The organism is Streptomyces sp. NRRL WC-3618, assembly GCF_001280005.1.
Lineage (GTDB): Bacteria > Actinomycetota > Actinomycetes > Streptomycetales > Streptomycetaceae > Streptomyces.
This window is the reverse complement of record NZ_LGDW01000155.1, coordinates 1-17,629: the sequence shown is the minus strand read 5'-3', so window position 1 is coordinate 17,629 and position 17,629 is coordinate 1. Positions and strand designations below refer to the sequence as shown.

Here is a 17,629-nt window from a genome sequence, read left to right as displayed (position 1 = left end):
CCGAGGCCCTTCATGTCTTCTCTCCGACGAGCAGGGAGAACCACACCTTCTTGCCCAAGCTGCCCGGCTCGGGCGGCGCTGTGCCCCAGTCGTCCGCGAGCGCCGCGACGATGGCCAGTCCGCGCCCCGACTCGGCCGCCGAGCCGGACGTGCGCGGCCGGGGCAGCAAGGGGGAGTTGTCCGAGACGGTGACGCGCAGCTCGTGCTCGGTGTGCTGGAGCACGATGGCGACCGAGTCGCCCGGACCGGCGCCCGCGTGTGAGACGGCGTTCGCGAACAGCTCGTCTGTCGCGAGGACGGCGTCGTCGAGCAGATGGGTCAGGTGCCAGAAGGTGAGGTGCGCGGCGACCGTGCGCCGCACCCGGGCAGCGCACGACGGGTGCGCGGGCACCACGACCTGGAACAGGCTGGGCCTGCTGAGGGAGATCAAGGGAGCCTCACCGTGTAGTCCATGTGCGGCGGTGTAAGTGTGTTGGGGACGCCGTGGATGCCGTGGGTGCCCGGGGTGTCGAGGATGTGGGGGGTGGCAAGGATGTGGGGGGTGTCGTCATCGGGGTTCCTTCCGGAGCGCCGGTGCTGTTGTCGAAGACAACAGCACCGGGGGCCTGCCGGGCCAGGGGGTGCGGGGGTTGTCCGGTTGCATATGCGTAGTGGCGCGGCTGCCGGCTAGGCCACGGCTCCCAGGACGGGGCGTGACCTGCGTTCGAACTCCTGGACAGCCGGCTCCGCGCGGTGCGGGGCGAGCCGGCCGCGGAAGTCCCGCAGGGCCTGGATCGAGCGTTCGCTGTGGACGCCGCTCAGCGCGTCGAGTGCCTCCGTCGCCGTGCTCAGCGCCTCGTCGAGCCGGTGCTGCTGCAGATGGGCCGTCGCCAGCACCGAGCGGCTGATCGCCTGACGCCGGCGGCGGTCGGCGTGGGCGCGTACGGACTGCGCCGCGGTGTCCTCGGCCTGCGCCGCCCAGCCGAGGTCCCGGAAGCACAGCGCCGATTCCGCCTCCAGGTAGTGGTGGTCCAGGAAACGCACCCAGGGGGACTCCTCGGCGCTTCCCCGGCTCGCGGCCAGTTGCCGCTCGGCCGCACGCAGGGCTTCGGAGGTCTCGCGGGCGCGGCCGAGTGCCGCGTGTCCTCGGGCGGTCATGGCGTACAGGCGCATCAGGCCGAGCGGGCTGCCCGCGCCCTTCGCCGTGGCGAGGCCGGCCCGGGCCAGACACACGCCCTCGTCGGGACGGCCCAGGCTGGTCGCCAGGTGGGACAGGCCGGCCATGATCTGACCGCCGAGCACCCGGTCGCGTCCTTCGGCACACAGCCGCAGCCCCTGGGTCATATAGCGCTGCGCGAGCCCGTACTCCCCCGCGTCGTACGAGCTCCAGCCGGCCATCGCCGCGAGGCGGGCCGCGGCGGCGAACAGCTCGCGCAGCGGGGCCGGGGCGACCCCGCGCTGCTGGAGCATGGGGATGAGCTCGGTGGTCAGGTAGTGCACGATGCTGGTGCGGACCCCGCCGCCGCCGTACTGGTTGTCCATCTCGTCGAACATGCCGATCATCGCGTGGACCTGCTCCACGGGACCGGCGGCGCCGGGAGGGGGCGCGAGGGCCGGCAGGGGATGGGCACCGCCCGCTTCGTCAGCTCCGTCGGTGGGGCTCGTGTTCTCCAACAGCCAGAGCAGCCACTCTCGCTGAGGGCTCGTCAGGGCGCCCGCGACGAAGGGCACCGTGCCGAGGAGGGTGCGCCGGGCGATGTCGGTGGAGCCGAGTTCCGCCAGGGTGTGCAGGGTTTCCGCCACATCGTCGCCGTACACGAGCGCCCTGCCCACGACGGGGCGTTGCTGGTCGGGCACGAACCCGAGGTCGGCCGGGGAGAGCGGGCGGGCCAGGCGTTCGCACAGGACGGCGGCGATCAACTCCGGTGTGCCGCCCCGAGGCTGCTGGCCCTGGAGCCAGCGGGTGACCGACGCCTTGTCGTAGTTGGTGTCCACGCCCTGACGGCGGCCCAGTTCGTTGACGCGGTGCGCGAGTGAGGCGTACGAGCAGCCCGCGTCCTTTAGCGCCGTCGCCAGCGCCCTGTTGGCTCCACCCGCGCCCTTGCCGGGGCTTCTCGGTTGTCCGTTCGTCACGGCGGCCATCCAGCTCTCGCATCACGTTGGTGTGGGGCTTCGTCCGCGCCCTGATCTGTCGAAGCGTCAACTTCCTGGCACACGGACGACATTGGGTGAAACCACCCGCGACGCGCGGGAGGTCACCCGATCACTATGGTGACCGACGGACACAGCTCGCAACCGTCGTTCTGATAATTTCAGAACGAAGCGCAAAAGCCTGTCGGGGGGAAGCGAAGACATGACACACTGCCCGCTGTGACGGCGGTCCCCGGAGGTCCCAGGTGAGCGAGAACCGCTCAGGCGGAAGTGCCCCCACCGTCCTTCGGATGGTCCTCGGAAAACGTCTGAGGCATCTGCGGGAACAGGCGGGTGTGTCGTTCGATGACGCCGCACGGGCGATCGAAGTCACGCCGTTGACGGTCCGCCGGATGGAGAAGGCCGAGGTCGGCCTCCGCATCCCCTACGTGAAGGAGTTACTGCGCACCTACGGGGTCCTGGCCAAGGAGATCGAGGACTTCCTCCGCCTCGCCAGGGAGGCCAACCAGCCGGGCTGGTGGTACAAGTACCGCGATGTGCTGCCGGACTGGTTCAGCGCCTATGTGAGCCTGGAGAGCGAAGCCACCGTCATCCGGCTCTATGAACCCCACTACGTCCCCGGCCTGTTGCAGACCGACGACTACGCCGCCGCGCTGCTGCGCATCGGCTTCCCCAACGCGAGTCCCGAGGACATCCGGCGCCGGGTCGACCTGCGGCTGAAGCGCCAGGATCTGCTCGACAAGCCCGAGGCGCCCGCCATCTGGGCCGTACTCGACGAGACCGTGCTGCGTCGGCCCGTGGGCGGGGCCGAGATGATGCGGGCTCAGATCGATCATATGGGTGAGATGTTGGAGTACCCGAAGGTCCGGATCCAGATCATGCGCTTCGCCGCCGGTCCGCACCCGGGAGCCTTCGGTCCCTTCCACTACTTCCGCTTCGGTTTCTCCGAACTGCCCGACGTCGTCTACACGGAGAGCCTCGCCGGCGCGCAGTACTTCGACCAGCCCGCCGACGTTGTGACGTACCTGGAGGTACTGGACCGGATGTCCGTTCAGGCGGAGCCGGTCGCTCGGACCAGGGAGATCCTGGCAGCACTGCGTAAGGAGTTGTGAACCATGGCAACCGACAACCCCGTCCACAGCGGCATGCCCGCGTCCGAACTCGGCGCCGAGGGCTGGCACAAGCCCTGGAGCGGCACCAACGGCGGAAGCTGCGTCGAGGCCAAGCGACTGCCCGACGGCAGTGTCGCGTTCCGGCAGTCCAAGGACCTCGAGGGGCCCGCTCTGATCTACTCCCGGGACGAGATGGTGGCGTTCCTGGAGGGCGCGAAGGCCGGTCAGGCCGACTTCCTGATCGCCTGACACCCCCCGCCGTACGCCTGCGGCGCGAACCCTCCGCGTACGGCGCACCACCACTCCCGCACAACCGGACAACCCGCACGGGCCCTGCCGCCGTGCGGAGGCCGCGTACACACTGAGGGAGTCGACGCACGACCGCGCGCATCACGGTGCGCGCACCACTCCGAAGGGAGCGGCATGCCTACGCCGCATCGCGCTCCGGGTCCAGCCATGCCGCCCGGACGTGCCGGCACTCCCCTGCCGGGTCGCTCCCCCAGGGGGAAGACGCCCCCGCGATGACCCTTCCGCAGCCTCTCGCGGAGACCGTCGCGTCGTACCGGACCCTGGTCGTCGAGGGTCACGAAGGCATCCGCCGCACTCAATTTTTCACCCAACTGGCCCTGCTCGGCTTCCCGCTACGGCGGCCCGCCGGGGGTCTGCACCACCTCGATCCCACCCGTCCGTACCGCGAACTGCTGGCCGCGCCCGGCCGGTTCGTCATCGACGGCGGCATCATCGGTGAACTCGTGTACGGGCCGCTGCGTCACGGACGGTCCCGGGTGACCTGGATCCAGGCGCTCGACCTCGCGGAGGCGGTCGCGGAACGCGAGGGCGCCCTGCTCCACCTCACCGGGACCGAGCACGGCGGAGTGAGCGGCGACGACGGGTCGGAGAGCGCGGCCGCCGCCCTCGCCTACACCCGGGCGGTCCGCACGATCGCCCAGCACGTTCCCGTGGTGAGCGTGAACATCACCCCCGCCGTGCCGGACGTGGTCGCCGAGCGGACTCGCCCCATCCGAGCACCCGCACCCCGGCAGTCCCAACTCCGGCAACCGACCAGTCAGTTGACGGTAGGTTAGCGATGTCCGCGCGAGGCAAGTCAGGAGACTCCGATGACAGACGGCCGGCCCACCCCCGACCAGGAAGCACTGTCCAAGATCGACACCACGGTGCCGCACTCCGCCCGTATCTGGAACTACTGGATGGGGGGCAAGGACAACTACGAAATCGACCGTGAGGCGGGCGACGCGTACCGCGAGATCGCCCCCAACATCGAGACGATGGCCCGCGCCTCGCGCGTCTATCTGATCCGCACGGTCACCTTCGTGGCCCGCGAACGCGGTATCCGCCAGTTCCTCGACATCGGCACCGGCCTGCCGACGTACGACAACACGCACCAGGTCGCCCAGAAGGCGGCCCCCGAGTCGCGCATCGTCTACGTCGACAACGATCCCCTCGTCCTGCGGCACGCCCAGGCCCTGCTCACCAGCACCCCCGAGGGCACGACGGACTACGTGGACGCCGATCTGCGTCAGCCCGAGAAGATCATCGAGACGGCGCGGAGGTTCCTGGACTTCGACAAGCCGGTGGCGCTGATGCTGATGGGCATCCTCGGCCACATCCAGGACTGGGAGGAGGCAAAGTCGATCACACACCACCTCCAGGCGGCCCTGCCCCCGGGCAGCTATTTCGTGCACTACGACAGCACGGACACCGACGAGGAGCTCAAGCGGGCGCAGCAGGGCTACGACGACACGGGCGCGGTCCCGTACGTGCTGCGCAGCCCCGACAAGCTCTCCGCCCTGTACGAGGGCCTGGAGCTGCTGGAGCCGGGCATCGTCTCGTGCCCCCTGTGGCGCCCGGAGCCCGGCACCTCGCCGGAGCCGACGGATGTGTACGGGGGGATCGCCTACAAGGCGTAGCCACCCTCGCCGCACCGGGCGGTCGTGGGGGATGCCATCCTGTCCATCGACAGGATTCCTGGCAATGACTCGACCGAACGGAACTGTATGTCCCTCCTGGCCCAGCCTGCGGTGGCCTCGCTCATCGCCAAGACCATGCAGCGCCTCGTCATGCGGGCGGACCGTCGTTCCGGCGGGCGCGGTTCCGCCGCCGCGTCCCACGCCCGCCTTCCCGAGTTCCCGCGTGCGACGAGCGAGCTGACGATCCCGACCTCCGTCGCCCCGGCGCGGGTGGTGGTCTACCGGCCCCCGGCCGGGGATCCGGCCCCGCCGGTCCACGTCAACTTCCACGGCGGCGGATTCATCCTGCCGGTGACGGAGACGGACGACGCCTTCTGCCGTGCCGTCGCCGCGCTGGCCGGCGTGGTGGTCGTCAACGTCGACTACGTCGTCGCCCCGCAGTACCCGTTCCCGGCGCCGCCCCGGCAGTCGTACGACGTGGTCCGGTGGGTCGCCGAGAACGGCGCCGCACACGGCTGGGACGGCACCCGGCTCACGGTGGGCGGGCAGAGCGCCGGCGGCGGTCTCGCGGCGGCCGTCGCCCGCCAGGCCCTGGAGGAGCAAGGCCCCCCGATCGCACTCCAGGTCCTGCACTACCCGCCGCTCGACCTGGCGACCGCCGCGAAGGACAAGCGGGCGGCGATCGCAAAGCCGATGCTGCGCCCGTGGATGGGCGAGGTGTTCGACAGCGCGTACGTCCCGGACCCGCGCCGGCGCGCCGACCGGCTCGTCTCCCCCGCCCACCCGGGGGAGACCGCGGACCTCAAGGGCATCGCCCCGGCCCTGATCATCACGGCCGCCCACGACCGGCTCCGGGCTGAGGGCGTGCGGTACGCCGAGCGGCTTCGGCAGGCCAGTTCACTGGTCGAGCACCATGACGTCGCGGGGGTCGATCACGCGTACGACCTCAACGACGACGCGAAGAGCCGGGAGATCTACGCCTTCGTCGCCCGGCACATCCGGCAGGCCACGGCGGACGACTGACGTTCATCGCAGGGTGAGTGGGGTCTCCGTTTCGGCCCGGGTCAGTTTCTCGGGGTTGCGGACGTAGTAGAGGCCGGTGACGCGCGCGTCCTCGACACGCATCGCCATGATCCCGTCGAGCTCACCGCCCAGGTGCACGACGAGTGCGAGGCCGCCGTTGACCACGGTGGGGGCGATGGTGATCGGGCTCGTGTTCTTGCCGAGGACACCGACCAGGAATCGGGCCACCTTCTGGGCGCCGTTGATCGGCCGCAGCGCGGCCTGCTTGATGCCGCCGCCGTCGTTCACCATGACGACATCCGGGGCCAGCACGTCGAGGAGGGACTGCGGGTCCCCGGTCTCCAGTACGCGCTGGAACGACTCCAGGACGGCCCGGCTCTCATCCGGGGTGACCGTCTGCCTGGGGCGCCTGGCGTCGACGTGCCGACGTGCGCGGTGGGCGATCTGGCGGACGGCCGCGGGGCTCTTGTCGACGGCGGCGGCGATCTCGTCGTAGCCGGTGTCGAAGACCTCGCGCAGCACGAACACGGCGCGTTCGGTCGGCGAGAGCGTTTCGAGGACGAGCATCAGCGCCATCGAGACGCTCTCGGCGAGTTCGACGTCCTCGGCCACATCGGGCGCGGTGAGGAGCGGTTCGGGCAGCCACTGGCCGACGTAGGCCTCCTTGCGGCGGCTCATCGTGCGCAGCCGGTTGAGGGACTGCCGGGTCGTGATGCGAACCAGGTAGGCGCGCTGGTCGCGGACCTGTTCCAGATCGACCTCGGCCCAGCGCAGCCAGGTCTCCTGAAGGACGTCCTCGGCGTCGGCGGCCGAGCCGAGCATCTCGTAGGCGACCGTGAAGAGCAGATTGCGGTGGGCGACGAAGGTGTCGGTCGCCGGGTCGGTGGAGGGGGTGGTGGGTTGGAGGGTGGTGGGCTCGGGAGTGGTGGGCTGGGGGGTGATGGGCTCGGGAGTGGTGGGATCGCTCATGTTCCGGCCCCCGGTCGGCGCCGGTGGGTGCCCCGTGTGCCGACGGTTCTGGTTCTCGGGTGTGCTTCCACAGCGGGGTCCTCTTCGTTTCGTTTTCTTTCGACAGCCGGGCGGTGTCTCAGGCCGCTCGCTTGGCGGTGGCCCGTTCCTGGTCGATCCTGGCCTCGAGACGCTGCCGTCGCTTGGCGTCCTTGGACCACCAGGTGCGCGCACCTGGCTTGCGTGCCTCGTACGACAGTTGCCAGGGGATGCCCCGGCAGATGAACTCCTTGATCTTCGCGGCCGCCCGGCCACCGATGTAGTACTTCTTGGCGGTGTCGTCCCGGCCGGTGAGCTGGAAGACGCCCCCGTGTCGCCCCAGGCTGAGGCACTGGGCGACGAACCCCACGTCGATGGACGCGGGTCGCTCACCCGCGATCCGGCTCAGTACGGTCTCCGCGGCCTGCGGGCCCAGCTGAACCGCGGCCTGGCAGCTCATCCGGAACGGCAGGTCCGACGGGGCGGCCGAGTCCCCGGCCGCGACGATGCGCGCGTCGTCGACGCTCGTCAGTGTCTCGTCGGTGAGCAGACGGCCCAGGGCGTCGGTGCGCAGGCCGCTGCGTACGGCCAGGTCGGGGACGCCAAACCCGGCGGTCCAGATCGTCACAGCGCTCGGCACTTCGCGCCCGTCCGCCAGCCGCACGGCATCGCGGGTCACCGTCGTCACCTTCGTGTCGGGGCCGTCGAGCACCCTCACCCCGAGGGCGGTGAGCCGCCTGGCCACCGAGCGGCGCCCTCGCGGATGCAGGGACGGGCCGAGCGGTCCGCCGCACACCAGGGTGACCCTGCGGCCCTGCTCCGCGAGCTCGGCCGCGGTCTCGATACCGGTCGCCCCTGCCCCTACCACCGTCACCGGGGCCTCGGCGGGTGCGGCATCGAGGGCCGACCGCAGGCGCCGCGCCTCCTCCAGGCCGGCGATCGGGTGGGCGAAGTCGGCGGCGCCGGGCACGCCCTGGTCGGCGCTGCCGCTGCCCACCGCGTAGACCAGGTAGTCGTAGCCGACCGTGTCGCCGCCGGCGAGCGTCACGCCGCGTCCTGCCGCGTCGATCTCCGTCACGGTGTCCACCACCAGCCGGACACCCTCGGCGAGGACCTTCCGGTAGTCGGCGACCGCGTCGTGGGTGCCGCCCACGAACTGGTGCAGGCGGATACGGTCGACGAAGGTGGGGCGGGGGTTGATCAGCGTGACGGTGACGTCGGTGCACTGTGTCAGGCGGTCGGCCGCCATGACGCCGGCGTAGCCGCCGCCGACCACGACCACATCGATGTTCCCGCTCATGGTGTCTCCTCCGTTTGGACGGCGCCCGTCTGGGGCGTTCGACAACAAGACACCGGGCGGCCGGTTGTTGTGACAGGTGCGGGGGTCGGCCCAAAAATTTCCCTCGCCCCCGCCGCCCCTACCCATCCCATCCCTGGGGCTGCGCCCCCGGCCCCCGCTGTCGGCCCTGAAGGGGCCTCGTCCTCAAACGCCGGACGGGCTGGGGGTGCCTGGGCCTGGACTGTAGAAACAGCGGTGGCCGGTGGGCGGCAAAGAAGCTGGGGCCGAAGGGGGCTTGTCCTCAGACGCCGGACGGGCCGAGAGACCCGGGCCCGGACTGGACAGAAGCGGCAAACGGGTGGGTGGGCAGGAAACACGACCCGGGCTGGAGGAGCCTTGCCCACCATCCCTTTACAGCCACCCCGCTATCAGGTCAAGCGTCCCGGACTATTGACTCCCTCACCCCGCCATAGCGATCCTCAACACAGATTTTGTGCGAGCCATGACAATCTTCGTGCGAGGACGTGAGTATGACCGAGCCCGCTTTCCCGCCTCGCCCGCGTCGCCGACGCAGACCCCTCAGCGTGGTGTCCCTGCTGCTCGCCGTGCTGGCGCTGACGCTCGGTACCGGGCCCAGTTCCGCCGCCGGCGCGGACTGGTGGACGCCGACCGCGCGACCGGCGCCCGACTCCCAGATCAACGTCACGGGCGAGCCCTTCAAGGGCACCAACTCCCAGGGGGAGGTACAGGGGTTCGTCGACGCGCACAACCACCTGTTCGCCAACGAGGCCTTCGGCGGCCGGCTCATCTGCGGGAAGGTGTTCTCCACCAGCGGAATCGCCGACGCCCTCAAGGACTGTCCCGAGCACTACCCCGACGGCACCTTCGCCGTGTTCGACTACATCACCCACGGCGGCGACGGCAAGCACGACCCGGTCGGCTACCCGACGTTCAAGGACTGGCCCGCGTACGACTCGATGACCCATCAGGCGAACTACTACGCCTGGCTCGAGCGCGCCTGGCGCGGCGGTCAGCGTGTGCTGGTCAACGACCTCGTCACCAACGGCATGATCTGCTCGGTCTACTTCTTCAAGGACCGCAGCTGCGACGAGATGACGTCGATCCGACTCCAGGCCCAACTGACGTACCAGCTCCAGGACTTCGTCGACGCGCAGTACGGCGGCGCCGGCAAGGGCTGGTTCCGGATCGTCACCGACAGCGCGCAGGCCCGCGAGGTGATCAAGCAGGGCAAGCTGGCGGTCGTCCTGGGCGTCGAGACGTCCGAGCCCTTCGGCTGCAAGCAGGTCCTGGACATCGGCCAGTGCAGCAAGGCCGACATCGACAAGGGCCTCGACGAGTTGTACGGCCTGGGCGTGCGCAGCATGTTCCTGTGCCACAAGTTCGACAACGCGCTGTGCGGGGTGCGATTCGACGAGGGCGGACTCGGTACGGCGATCAACATCGGCCAGTTCCTGTCGACGGGCACCTTCTGGCAGACGGAGAAGTGCACGACCGCGATGCACGACAACCCCATCGGCGGCGCCACGGCGACCAACGCGATCCAGAAACTGCCGGAGGGCACCGAGCTGCCGACGTATTCCTCGGACGCGCAGTGCAACAAGCGCGGGCTCACCGATCTCGGCGAGTACGCGGTGCGCGGCATGATGAAGCGCAAGATGATGCTCGAGATCGACCACATGAGCGTCAAGGCCGCCGGTCAGGCGATGGACATCTTCGAGGCGGAGTCCTACCCGGGCGTGCTCTCCTCGCACAGTTGGATGGACCTCAACTGGACCGACCGGGTCTACGGTCTCGGCGGCTTCGTCGCCCAGTACATGCACTCCTCCAAGGAGTTCGTCGAGGAGGCCGCGCGCACCGACGCCCTGCGCACCAAGTACCACAAGGGCTACGGCTTCGGCACCGACTTCAACGGCATCGGCGACCACCCCGCCCCGCGCGGCACGGACACGGGTACGGCGGTGACGTACCCCTTCACCAGTGTCGACGGCGGTTCGGTGATCGACCGGCAGACCACGGGTTCGCGCACCTGGGACATCAACACGGACGGCGCCGCGCACGTCGGGCTGATCCCGGACTGGATCCAGGACATCCGGCAGGTCGGCGGCGCGGACGCGGTCGGTGACCTGTTCCGGGGCGCCGAGTCCTACCTCGACACCTGGGGTGCCTCGGAGACGCACAAGGCCGGGGTGAACCTCGCCCAGGGCGCGTCCGCGACGGCCAGTGCGTCCGAGTCGAACCCGTTCACCAGCTACCAGCCCGGCCGCTCCGTGGACGGCGACCCGGGCAGCCGCTGGGCGAGCGACTGGAGCGACGACCAGTGGCTCCAGCTCGACCTCGGGTCGACGAACCTGGTCAAGCGGGTCACCCTCGACTGGGAGAAGGCGTTCGGCAAGTCGTACCGCGTCGAGCTCTCGACCGACGGCACGACCTGGCAGACCGCCTGGTCCACGACCGTCGGTGACGGCGGCCTGGACACGGCGCGGTTCGCGGGGGTCCCGGCCCGTTATGTGCGGGTCCACGGACTGGAGCGGGGCACGAAATGGGGATACTCACTCTACGAAGTGGGTGTCTACGGCACCTGAGTTCCGTACCTAGGGGGAGTTCATGGCACGCAAGCCGTCGGCCGAGAGACGCCGGCAGCTGACCGAGGCGGCCATCCGCGCGATGACCCGGGACGGCGTCCCCAGGACGACGACCCGGTCCATCGCGGCCGAGGCAGGCGTGTCACTGAGCGTCTTCCACTACTGCTTCGACTCCAAGCAGGCCCTGATCGAGTCGGTCATCACCACGATCATGGACCACTTCGTCGACGTGGTGCGCGCGGCGATCCAGCCGCAGTCCACCCTCCAGGAGACGATCAGGGCGGGCTTCAGGGCGTACTGGGATCATGTGGCGGCCCATCCGGGCGAGCACATGCTGACGTATGAACTCACCCAGTACGCCCTGCGCGAGCCGGAGTTCACGCATCTGGCCCGCCGGCAGTACGAGCTGTACACCGCCACGTACGCCGAACTGCTGGAGCAGCTGCGCGAGACCATGGGCTTCGAACTGAGCGTGCCCGTCCCGGTGTTGGCCGGATATCTGGCCGCGATGACGGACGGGCTGACGCTCAACTTCCTGGCCCTGGGCGACGAGAAGACCTGCGTGGACATCATCGACACCGTCACCGGCCATGTGGCCGCCCTCGTACGGGAGTAGACCGTGCGGGAGTTCCCCGCGCCCTCTACGGGGCCACCGCCAGCAGCCGTTCGGCGTACTCCGTGAGGTATTCCTCCCGCTGCTTCGCCGTCGCCTCTCCCGGGGCCCGTACGACGAACGGCGGGAGGACGTCGAAGCCCAGGCAGCTCAGGATGCCGTGCTGGATGGGCCAGAGGGCGCGGTCCAGGTCGCAGTCGATGCTGTCGGGGTCGTACAGGCCCGACGGGGTGCCCGTGGTCGTGCACACCAGGGCGCGTCTGCCCTTCAGGGGGCCGGTGTCGTAGGCGCGTCCCTCTCCGTAGGCGAAGCCGCGGGCCATCGTGCGGTCGACCCAGCCCTTGAGGATGGCCGGCATGCCGGACCACCACAGGGGGAACTGGAGGATCATCAGATCGCACCGGGAGACCTTCTCCTGTTCCGCGAGGACGTCGGGCGGGGTCTCCCGCTCCGCCGACACGCGTTCCTGCTCGGCGGCGACATCCAGGAAGTCGGGGTCGGTCCAGACTCCGGGGAAGTCCTCGGCGTCGACCGCCGCCTTCCAGCCGAGCCGGTACAGGTCGCTGACCACGACCTCGTGCCCGGCGTGCTTCAGTGCGTCCACGGCTCTGACCTTCAACGCGCCGTTGAATGAGCAGAGTTCGGGGTGGGCGAAAACGATCAGTACGTTCACAGTGGGGGGTCTCCTCAGATCGTCCGTGCTGAGCCGTTCGGACTGAGTCGTTCTGTTCAGTTCGTCGTTCTGTTCGGTCGGGGCGTCTGTTCTTGTTCCTGTTCAGCTCTTCAGTTGCCGGTCCGTCCGTCCTTCCGTCCTGTCGAGCGGGATACGCAGGGTGAAGACGGTCGAGCCGGGGTCGCTGGTCACGTCGAGGGTGCCGCCGTGTGCCCGGGCCAGGGAGAGCGCGACGGCCAGTCCGAGGCCGCTGCCGCCCCGGTCCCGGCTGCGGGCCTTGTCGACTCGGTAGAAACGGTCGAAGACCCGGTCCCTGTCGGCCGCCGGGATGCCGGGGCCGGCATCGGCGACCCGGACCACCGCCTCGCCGTCGCTTTCCCTGTCGCCATCGCTGTCGTCCACGGTCACTTCCACGGACACCGCCGTCCCGGCCGGGGTGTGCACGGCCGCGTTGGTCAGCAGGTTGTCCAGGACCTGGCGGATACGCAGCGGGTCGAGACGCAGCCGCAGTTCCTTCCGCGTGGCCGTCACCGTCAGCGGATGGTCCGGATGGCCCGCGCGGAAGGCGTCCGCCGCCTGGCCGGCCAGTTCCACCAGGTCGGCGCTCTCCGGGCGCAGCGGCGCCTCGACCTGGGCGGCGTCCAGCCGGGCGAGGAGCAGGAGGTCGTCGAGGAGCACGCCCATCCGGGCCGCCTCGGCGCGCAGCCGGGCCAGGTGTCTGTCCCGTTCGCCGGGCTCGTTCGCGGCGGCGTACTGGAAGAGGTCCGCGTAGCCCCGTACCGACATCAACGGGGTGCGCAGCTCGTGCGAGGCGTCGGCGACGAAGCGGCGCAGGCGCTGTTCGGCCTCCGTGCGCACGGCGAGGGAGTCGTCGATGTGTTCGAGCATGGTGTTGAACGCGGTGCGCAGCTCCTCGACCTCGGGGCCGCCGTCGCCCCGGTCGGCGCGTACGGGGAGCCGGGCGGAGTCGGTGAAGTCGTGCGAGGTGATGCCGCGGGCGGTGTGGGCCATGTCGCTGAGGGGTCTGAGGCCGCGCCGCAGCACCGCCCGGCCGAAGATCACCAGGCCGAGCAGGGCGAGCAGGAAGGCGACGACCTGGACCGCGACCAGCCGGTCCATGGTGTTCTCCATGTCCTCCAGGGGCGCCGCGGTGACCAGCACGACCCCGTCGTCGACCTCACAGCCGCGCAGCCGGTAGGGCTCCCCGCCGATACGCGCGGTGCGCAGCACGTCGGCGCCAGAGGTCCGTACGGCCTCGGCGGTGGCGCGGAGTTCACTGGCGTCCGGCGGCACGTCGGCGGGCTTGCGGAGGACAGGTGCGGGGCCCGAGATCTTGTACAAGCCGCTGTACCAGCCCCAGTAGGGCTTGTCCTGGACGCGGCCGTACACCACCACGTCCTTGGCCTGGGTGGTCTGGACGTGCGTCATCTGGTCGCTCAGCTGGCGCACCAGATACTCCCGCATGTACATGGAGAGCGACGCGCCGACTACGGCGAACACGACCAGCGCGAGCACGCCCATGCCCAGTGCCAGCCGCGTGCCCAGCCGCAGCCTGCGATAGATCTCCCGGCGGCGGATCACTCGCCGACCTGCCGGACCACGTAGCCGACCCCCCGCACGGTGTGGATCAGCGGTTCGTCGTGCTGGTCGGGATCGTCGAGCTTGCGGCGCAGCCGGCTGACCACCAGTTCCACGACGTTGGAGCGGCCGCCGAAGCCGTACTCCCAGACGTGGTCGAGGATCTGCGCCTTGGTGAGCACGGTCGGTGACTTGCGCATCAGGTAGCGCAGCACCTCGTACTCGGTGGGGGTGAGCGTGAGCCGTTTGTCGCCGCGGCGGACCTCGCGGGTGTCCTCGTCCATCGTCAGGTCGGCGACCCGGAGCACGGACCGCTGGAAGCCCGGGCCCGCGCTGCGGCGCAGCACGGTCCGCAGGCGCGCCATCAACTCCTCCACGGCGAACGGTTTGACCAGGTAGTCGTCGCCGCCCCGGGTGAGTCCGGCGACCCGGTCGGCGACTCCGTCGCGGGCCGTGAGGAAGACCACGGGCACCATCGTGCCCGACAGCCGCAGCCGGTCGAGCACGGCGAAGCCGTCGAGGCCCGGCAGCATCAGGTCGAGCACCACGATGTCGGGACGGAACTCGACGGCTCTGACCAGCGCGTCCTCACCCGAGTACGCCGTGACCGCCTCCCAGCCCTCGTAGCGGGCGACCGTCGCGACCAGGTCGGCGATGGGCGGATCGTCGTCCACAACGAGAAGTCGTACTTTTTCCACGTGCTCATAGTGCTGCACGCCGCCCGCGTCACCACACCTTCCTCCCGTCGTACGCGCGATCGATAACAACTTGAAAGTCGAACGACAGCGCAATGACAGCTACCGTCGGTCAAGCTCGGTCTCCCAGGATCCGATCAAGGAGCACTGTCCGTGACGACCGTCCAATCGCCTCCCGCCCCCACCACGGCGATACGACCCAAAGTGGTGGCCCGCACCGGCCTGTACGCCGTGCTGGCCGCCAACGTGGCCGTGGTGACCGTCTTCTTCACCCAGGCCGGGTTCGCCTCGAACGCGCTGATCGTGATGGGCCGGCTCGCCGGGCTGTACGGCGCTCTGTTCATGGCCTTCCAGCTGGTACTGGTCGCACGGCTGCCGTGGCTCGACCACCGCATCGGCATGGACCGGCTGACCTCCTGGCACCGCTGGGTCGGCTTCGGGCTGCTGTGGACGCTGATGTCCCACGCGGTGTTCATCACCTTCGGCTACGCCCAGGGCGCCTCCGTGGGCCCCATCGACGAGCTGGTGGAGCTGGCCGAGACCACCGAGGGCGTGCTGCGCGCGATCGTCGCCCTCTTCCTGATCATGATCATCGGCGCGGTCTCCGCACGCTACGCCCGCCGCCGCCTCGCCTACGAGACCTGGCACTTCATCCACCTCTACACCTACGTGGCGGTGGTCCTGGCGTTCACGCACCAGGTCGGTGTCGGTACGACGTTCACCTCGTCGCCCGCCGCCACCACGTACTGGTGGGCTCTGTGGGGCGTGGCGCTCGGTTCGGTGTTCCTGGGCAGAGTGGTGCTGCCGCTGCGCAAGAACCTCCGTCACCAGCTGCGTGTCTCGGCGGTCGTTCCCGAGGCCGACAACGTCGTGTCGATCTACATGACGGGCCGTGACCTCGACAAGCTGCCCGCCCGCGCCGGCCAGTTCTTCCTGTGGCGGTTCCTCACCAAGGACCGCTGGTGGCAGGCGAACCCGTTCTCGCTGTCGGCGGCGCCCGACGGCAAGTCGCTGCGGCTGACCGCGAAGGTGGCCGGCGACGGCACCGCCGCCCTGCGGCACATCCCGGTCGGCACCCGTGTCTTCGCCGAGGGCCCGTACGGCGCGTTCACCACGATGCACCGCACCCGGCCGGAGTCCGTCCTCATCGCGGGCGGGGTGGGTGTCACGCCCATCCGCGCGCTCCTGGAGGAGATCAAGGGCCACGCCGTGGTCATCTACCGGGTGGGCCGGGAACAGGACGCCGTCCTCTACGAGGAGCTGCGGGACATCGCCCACGCCAAGGGCGCCGAACTGCATCTGGTGAGCGGTCCGGCCGTCCCCGACATGCTGGCCCCGGCCGAACTGACCGCGCTGGTGCCGGACATCGCGGAGCGGGACGTCTTCCTGTGCGGGCCGCCGCCCATGATGAACGCGGTGCTGCGCAACCTGCGAGAACTGGGCGTGCCCAGGTCGCAGACCCATTTCGAGCGCTTCAGCCTGGCCGGATAAGAGGAACGTCGTGAAACGAGCACTGCCTGTACTGGTCCTGAGCATCGCGGGCCTGGTCCCCGTCTGGCTCTACGAGCCGTCGCCGGCCACCACGTCCTCATCGACGGCGTCCACCACCACGACCTCGTCGTCCGGCTCCTCCGGTTCGTCGTCCACGGTCGTCATCGGCCCCTCCCTGACCACCGAGAAGGGCGACGTCCAGGTCGAGGTGACGTTCGCGGGCTCGAAGATCTCCTCGGTACGGATGCTGAAGCAGCCGAACCACCCCCAGACCACCGCCGCCGTACCGGTCCTGATCAAGGAGACGCTGGCCGCACAGAGCGCCGACATCGACACCGTCTCCGGCGCCACCATCACCAGCGGCGCCTACAAGAAGTCCCTCCAGGCCGCCATCGACGCGAGGGGCTGACGGGATGCGGCGCGTCGAACACATCATGGGGTTCCCGATCTCGCTGCGGATCGACGACGGACACGCTCCGGCGGAGGCGGCGGACGCCTTGTTCGCCTGGCTCCACGAGGTCGACGCGCGCTTCAGCCCCTTCAAGCCCGACAGCGAGGTGTCCCGCCTCGACCGGGGCGAGCTGGAGCCCGGCGAGCTGAGCGCGGACCTCACCGAGGTGCTCGGCCTGTGCGAGGACTACCGGGTCGCGACGAAGGGCGCGTTCGACGTACGGCTGCCCGGCCGGGGCCTCGATCCGTGCGCCATGGTGAAGGGCTGGGCGGTACAGCGGGCGGCGGATCTGCTGGAGGCGGCGGGCGTGCGGACGTACTGCCTGAACGCCGGCGGTGACGTGGTCGCCGCCGGGCGCCCCTGGCGGGTGGGGGTACGGCATCCCGAGCACGCCGACCAGTTGTGCACCGTCCTGGAGCTCACCGAGGGAGGTGTCGCGACCTCCGCCCGCTACGAGCGGGGCGACCACATCCTCGACGGCCGCACCGGCCGACCGGCGACCGGGCTGCTGAGCCTGACCGTCGTCGCCCCCACGCTCACCGAGGCGGACGCCACGGCGACGGCGGCGTTCGCTATGGGCACGGCGGGAATCGAGTGGGCCGCCGCCCGCACGGGCTGCGAGGTCTTCGCGGTGGACGCCGACCGCCAGGTCTTCCGGACCCCGGGACTACCGGTCGCCGCCTGAACGAACATCATCGCTGTGTACGTCCGTGTGGGCGCCCCCCGTCGCTGCGGTGGGCGCCCACCGGTGTGTCCGGGTCCCTGGCCGTCAGTGGCCGCGGGCGATCCACTCCTCCAGGTGCGGTGCCTCGGCCCCGATGCTGGTGGCGTCGCCGTGTCCGGTGAGGACCTTCGTCTCGTGCGGGAGGGCGAGCAGCCGGTCCCGGATCGAGTCGATGATCGTCGGGAAGTGGGAGTAGGAGCGGCCGGTGGCGCCGGGGCCGCCGTTGAAGAGGGTGTCGCCCGTGAAGAGGGCGCCCAGGGCGGGTGCGTACAGGCAGACCGCGCCCGGGGCGTGGCCGGGCGTGTGCAGCACGGTCAGTTCCACCCCGGCGACGGTCAGCAC

Annotated in this window: 18 protein-coding genes; 10 read left to right on the top strand and 8 right to left on the bottom strand. The window is 70.0% G+C overall.

Annotation, left to right across the window (positions count from 1 at the left end; all coding sequences use genetic code 11):
• Positions 1–10 precede the first annotated feature (10 nt).
• Both ADL01_RS16985 and ADL01_RS16980 read right to left on the bottom strand, forming a co-directional pair.
• Positions 11–430 carry an ATP-binding protein gene (locus ADL01_RS16985; protein ID WP_053742843.1) on the bottom strand — a complete coding sequence of 140 codons (420 nt, stop codon included), beginning with the start codon at positions 428–430 and terminating at the stop codon, positions 11–13.
• A gap of 236 nt (positions 431–666) precedes the next feature.
• Positions 667–2,121 (bottom strand): hypothetical protein, encoded by a 1,455-nt coding sequence (locus ADL01_RS16980; RefSeq protein ID WP_053742842.1) that lies wholly within the window; start codon positions 2,119–2,121, stop codon positions 667–669.
• Between the two features lie 299 nt (positions 2,122–2,420).
• Between ADL01_RS16980 and ADL01_RS16975 the strand changes: the two genes are divergently transcribed.
• The 5 genes from ADL01_RS16975 (at position 2,421) to ADL01_RS16955 (ending at position 6,193) form a co-directional block, all read left to right on the top strand.
• The gene (locus ADL01_RS16975) at positions 2,421–3,242 is read left to right on the top strand and encodes a helix-turn-helix domain-containing protein (RefSeq protein ID WP_053742841.1); all 822 of its coding nucleotides are present in this window, start codon (positions 2,421–2,423) and stop codon (positions 3,240–3,242) included.
• 3 nt (positions 3,243–3,245) lie between these two features.
• Entirely contained in the window at positions 3,246–3,491 is a 246-nt protein-coding gene (locus tag ADL01_RS16970) for a DUF397 domain-containing protein (protein ID WP_053742840.1), read from the top strand.
• Positions 3,492–3,763: 272 nt separating this feature from the next.
• Positions 3,764–4,327, top strand: coding sequence for a hypothetical protein (locus tag ADL01_RS16965; protein ID WP_053742839.1), 564 nt, complete (start codon positions 3,764–3,766; stop codon positions 4,325–4,327).
• Between the two features lie 33 nt (positions 4,328–4,360).
• Complete coding sequence (locus ADL01_RS16960) at positions 4,361–5,170, top strand: SAM-dependent methyltransferase (RefSeq protein WP_053742838.1); 810 nt, start codon at positions 4,361–4,363, stop codon at positions 5,168–5,170.
• An 87-nt stretch (positions 5,171–5,257) separates the two neighbouring features.
• Entirely contained in the window at positions 5,258–6,193 is a 936-nt protein-coding gene (locus ADL01_RS16955; RefSeq protein WP_053742837.1) for an alpha/beta hydrolase fold domain-containing protein, read from the top strand.
• A 3-nt stretch (positions 6,194–6,196) separates the two neighbouring features.
• On the opposite strand, the gene ADL01_RS16950 is transcribed toward ADL01_RS16955, so the two are convergent.
• Positions 6,197–7,162 (bottom strand): RNA polymerase sigma-70 factor, encoded by a 966-nt coding sequence (locus tag ADL01_RS16950; protein WP_078960580.1) that lies wholly within the window; start codon positions 7,160–7,162, stop codon positions 6,197–6,199.
• A 118-nt stretch (positions 7,163–7,280) separates the two neighbouring features.
• Positions 7,281–8,480: an NAD(P)/FAD-dependent oxidoreductase gene (locus tag ADL01_RS16945; protein ID WP_053742836.1), complete on the bottom strand. Its 1,200-nt coding sequence runs from the start codon at positions 8,478–8,480 to the stop codon at positions 7,281–7,283.
• 509 nt (positions 8,481–8,989) lie between these two features.
• Here ADL01_RS16945 and ADL01_RS16940 point away from each other — a divergent pair.
• On the top strand, positions 8,990–11,062 hold the full coding sequence (locus ADL01_RS16940) for a discoidin domain-containing protein (RefSeq protein WP_053742835.1): 2,073 nt from the start codon (positions 8,990–8,992) through the stop codon (positions 11,060–11,062).
• A 22-nt stretch (positions 11,063–11,084) separates the two neighbouring features.
• A complete protein-coding gene (locus ADL01_RS16935) occupies positions 11,085–11,678 on the top strand; it encodes a TetR/AcrR family transcriptional regulator (protein ID WP_053742834.1) in 594 nt (197 codons plus the stop codon).
• A gap of 25 nt (positions 11,679–11,703) precedes the next feature.
• Here ADL01_RS16935 and ADL01_RS16930 read toward each other — a convergent pair whose 3' ends face one another.
• The 3 genes from ADL01_RS16930 to ADL01_RS16920 all read right to left on the bottom strand — a co-directional run bounded on the left by ADL01_RS16930 (position 11,704) and on the right by ADL01_RS16920 (position 14,624).
• Complete coding sequence (locus ADL01_RS16930; RefSeq protein WP_053742833.1) at positions 11,704–12,348, bottom strand: NAD(P)H-dependent oxidoreductase; 645 nt, start codon at positions 12,346–12,348, stop codon at positions 11,704–11,706.
• A gap of 102 nt (positions 12,349–12,450) precedes the next feature.
• A complete protein-coding gene (locus ADL01_RS16925) occupies positions 12,451–13,929 on the bottom strand; it encodes a sensor histidine kinase (RefSeq protein WP_053742832.1) in 1,479 nt (492 codons plus the stop codon).
• Positions 13,926–14,624 (bottom strand): response regulator transcription factor, encoded by a 699-nt coding sequence (locus ADL01_RS16920; protein WP_078960582.1) that lies wholly within the window; start codon positions 14,622–14,624, stop codon positions 13,926–13,928. The genes ADL01_RS16925 and ADL01_RS16920 overlap by 4 nt, the downstream gene beginning before the upstream one ends.
• A gap of 150 nt (positions 14,625–14,774) precedes the next feature.
• On the opposite strand from ADL01_RS16920, the gene ADL01_RS16915 reads away from it, so the two are divergent.
• From ADL01_RS16915 to ADL01_RS16905, 3 genes are read left to right on the top strand one after another with little or no spacing between them, the layout of a single operon-like run.
• The gene (locus ADL01_RS16915; RefSeq protein WP_053742830.1) at positions 14,775–16,112 is read left to right on the top strand and encodes a ferric reductase-like transmembrane domain-containing protein; all 1,338 of its coding nucleotides are present in this window, start codon (positions 14,775–14,777) and stop codon (positions 16,110–16,112) included.
• A gap of 10 nt (positions 16,113–16,122) precedes the next feature.
• Positions 16,123–16,521, top strand: a complete 399-nt coding sequence (locus ADL01_RS16910) for an FMN-binding protein (protein WP_053742829.1) — start codon at positions 16,123–16,125, stop codon at positions 16,519–16,521.
• Positions 16,522–16,525: 4 nt separating this feature from the next.
• Entirely contained in the window at positions 16,526–17,248 is a 723-nt protein-coding gene (locus ADL01_RS16905; RefSeq protein WP_053742828.1) for an FAD:protein FMN transferase, read from the top strand.
• An 84-nt stretch (positions 17,249–17,332) separates the two neighbouring features.
• Here the strand turns inward: ADL01_RS16905 and ADL01_RS16900 are convergent.
• Positions 17,333–17,629 (bottom strand): MBL fold metallo-hydrolase (locus tag ADL01_RS16900; RefSeq protein ID WP_159049548.1); only part of this gene is annotated, 297 nt, incomplete at its 5' end.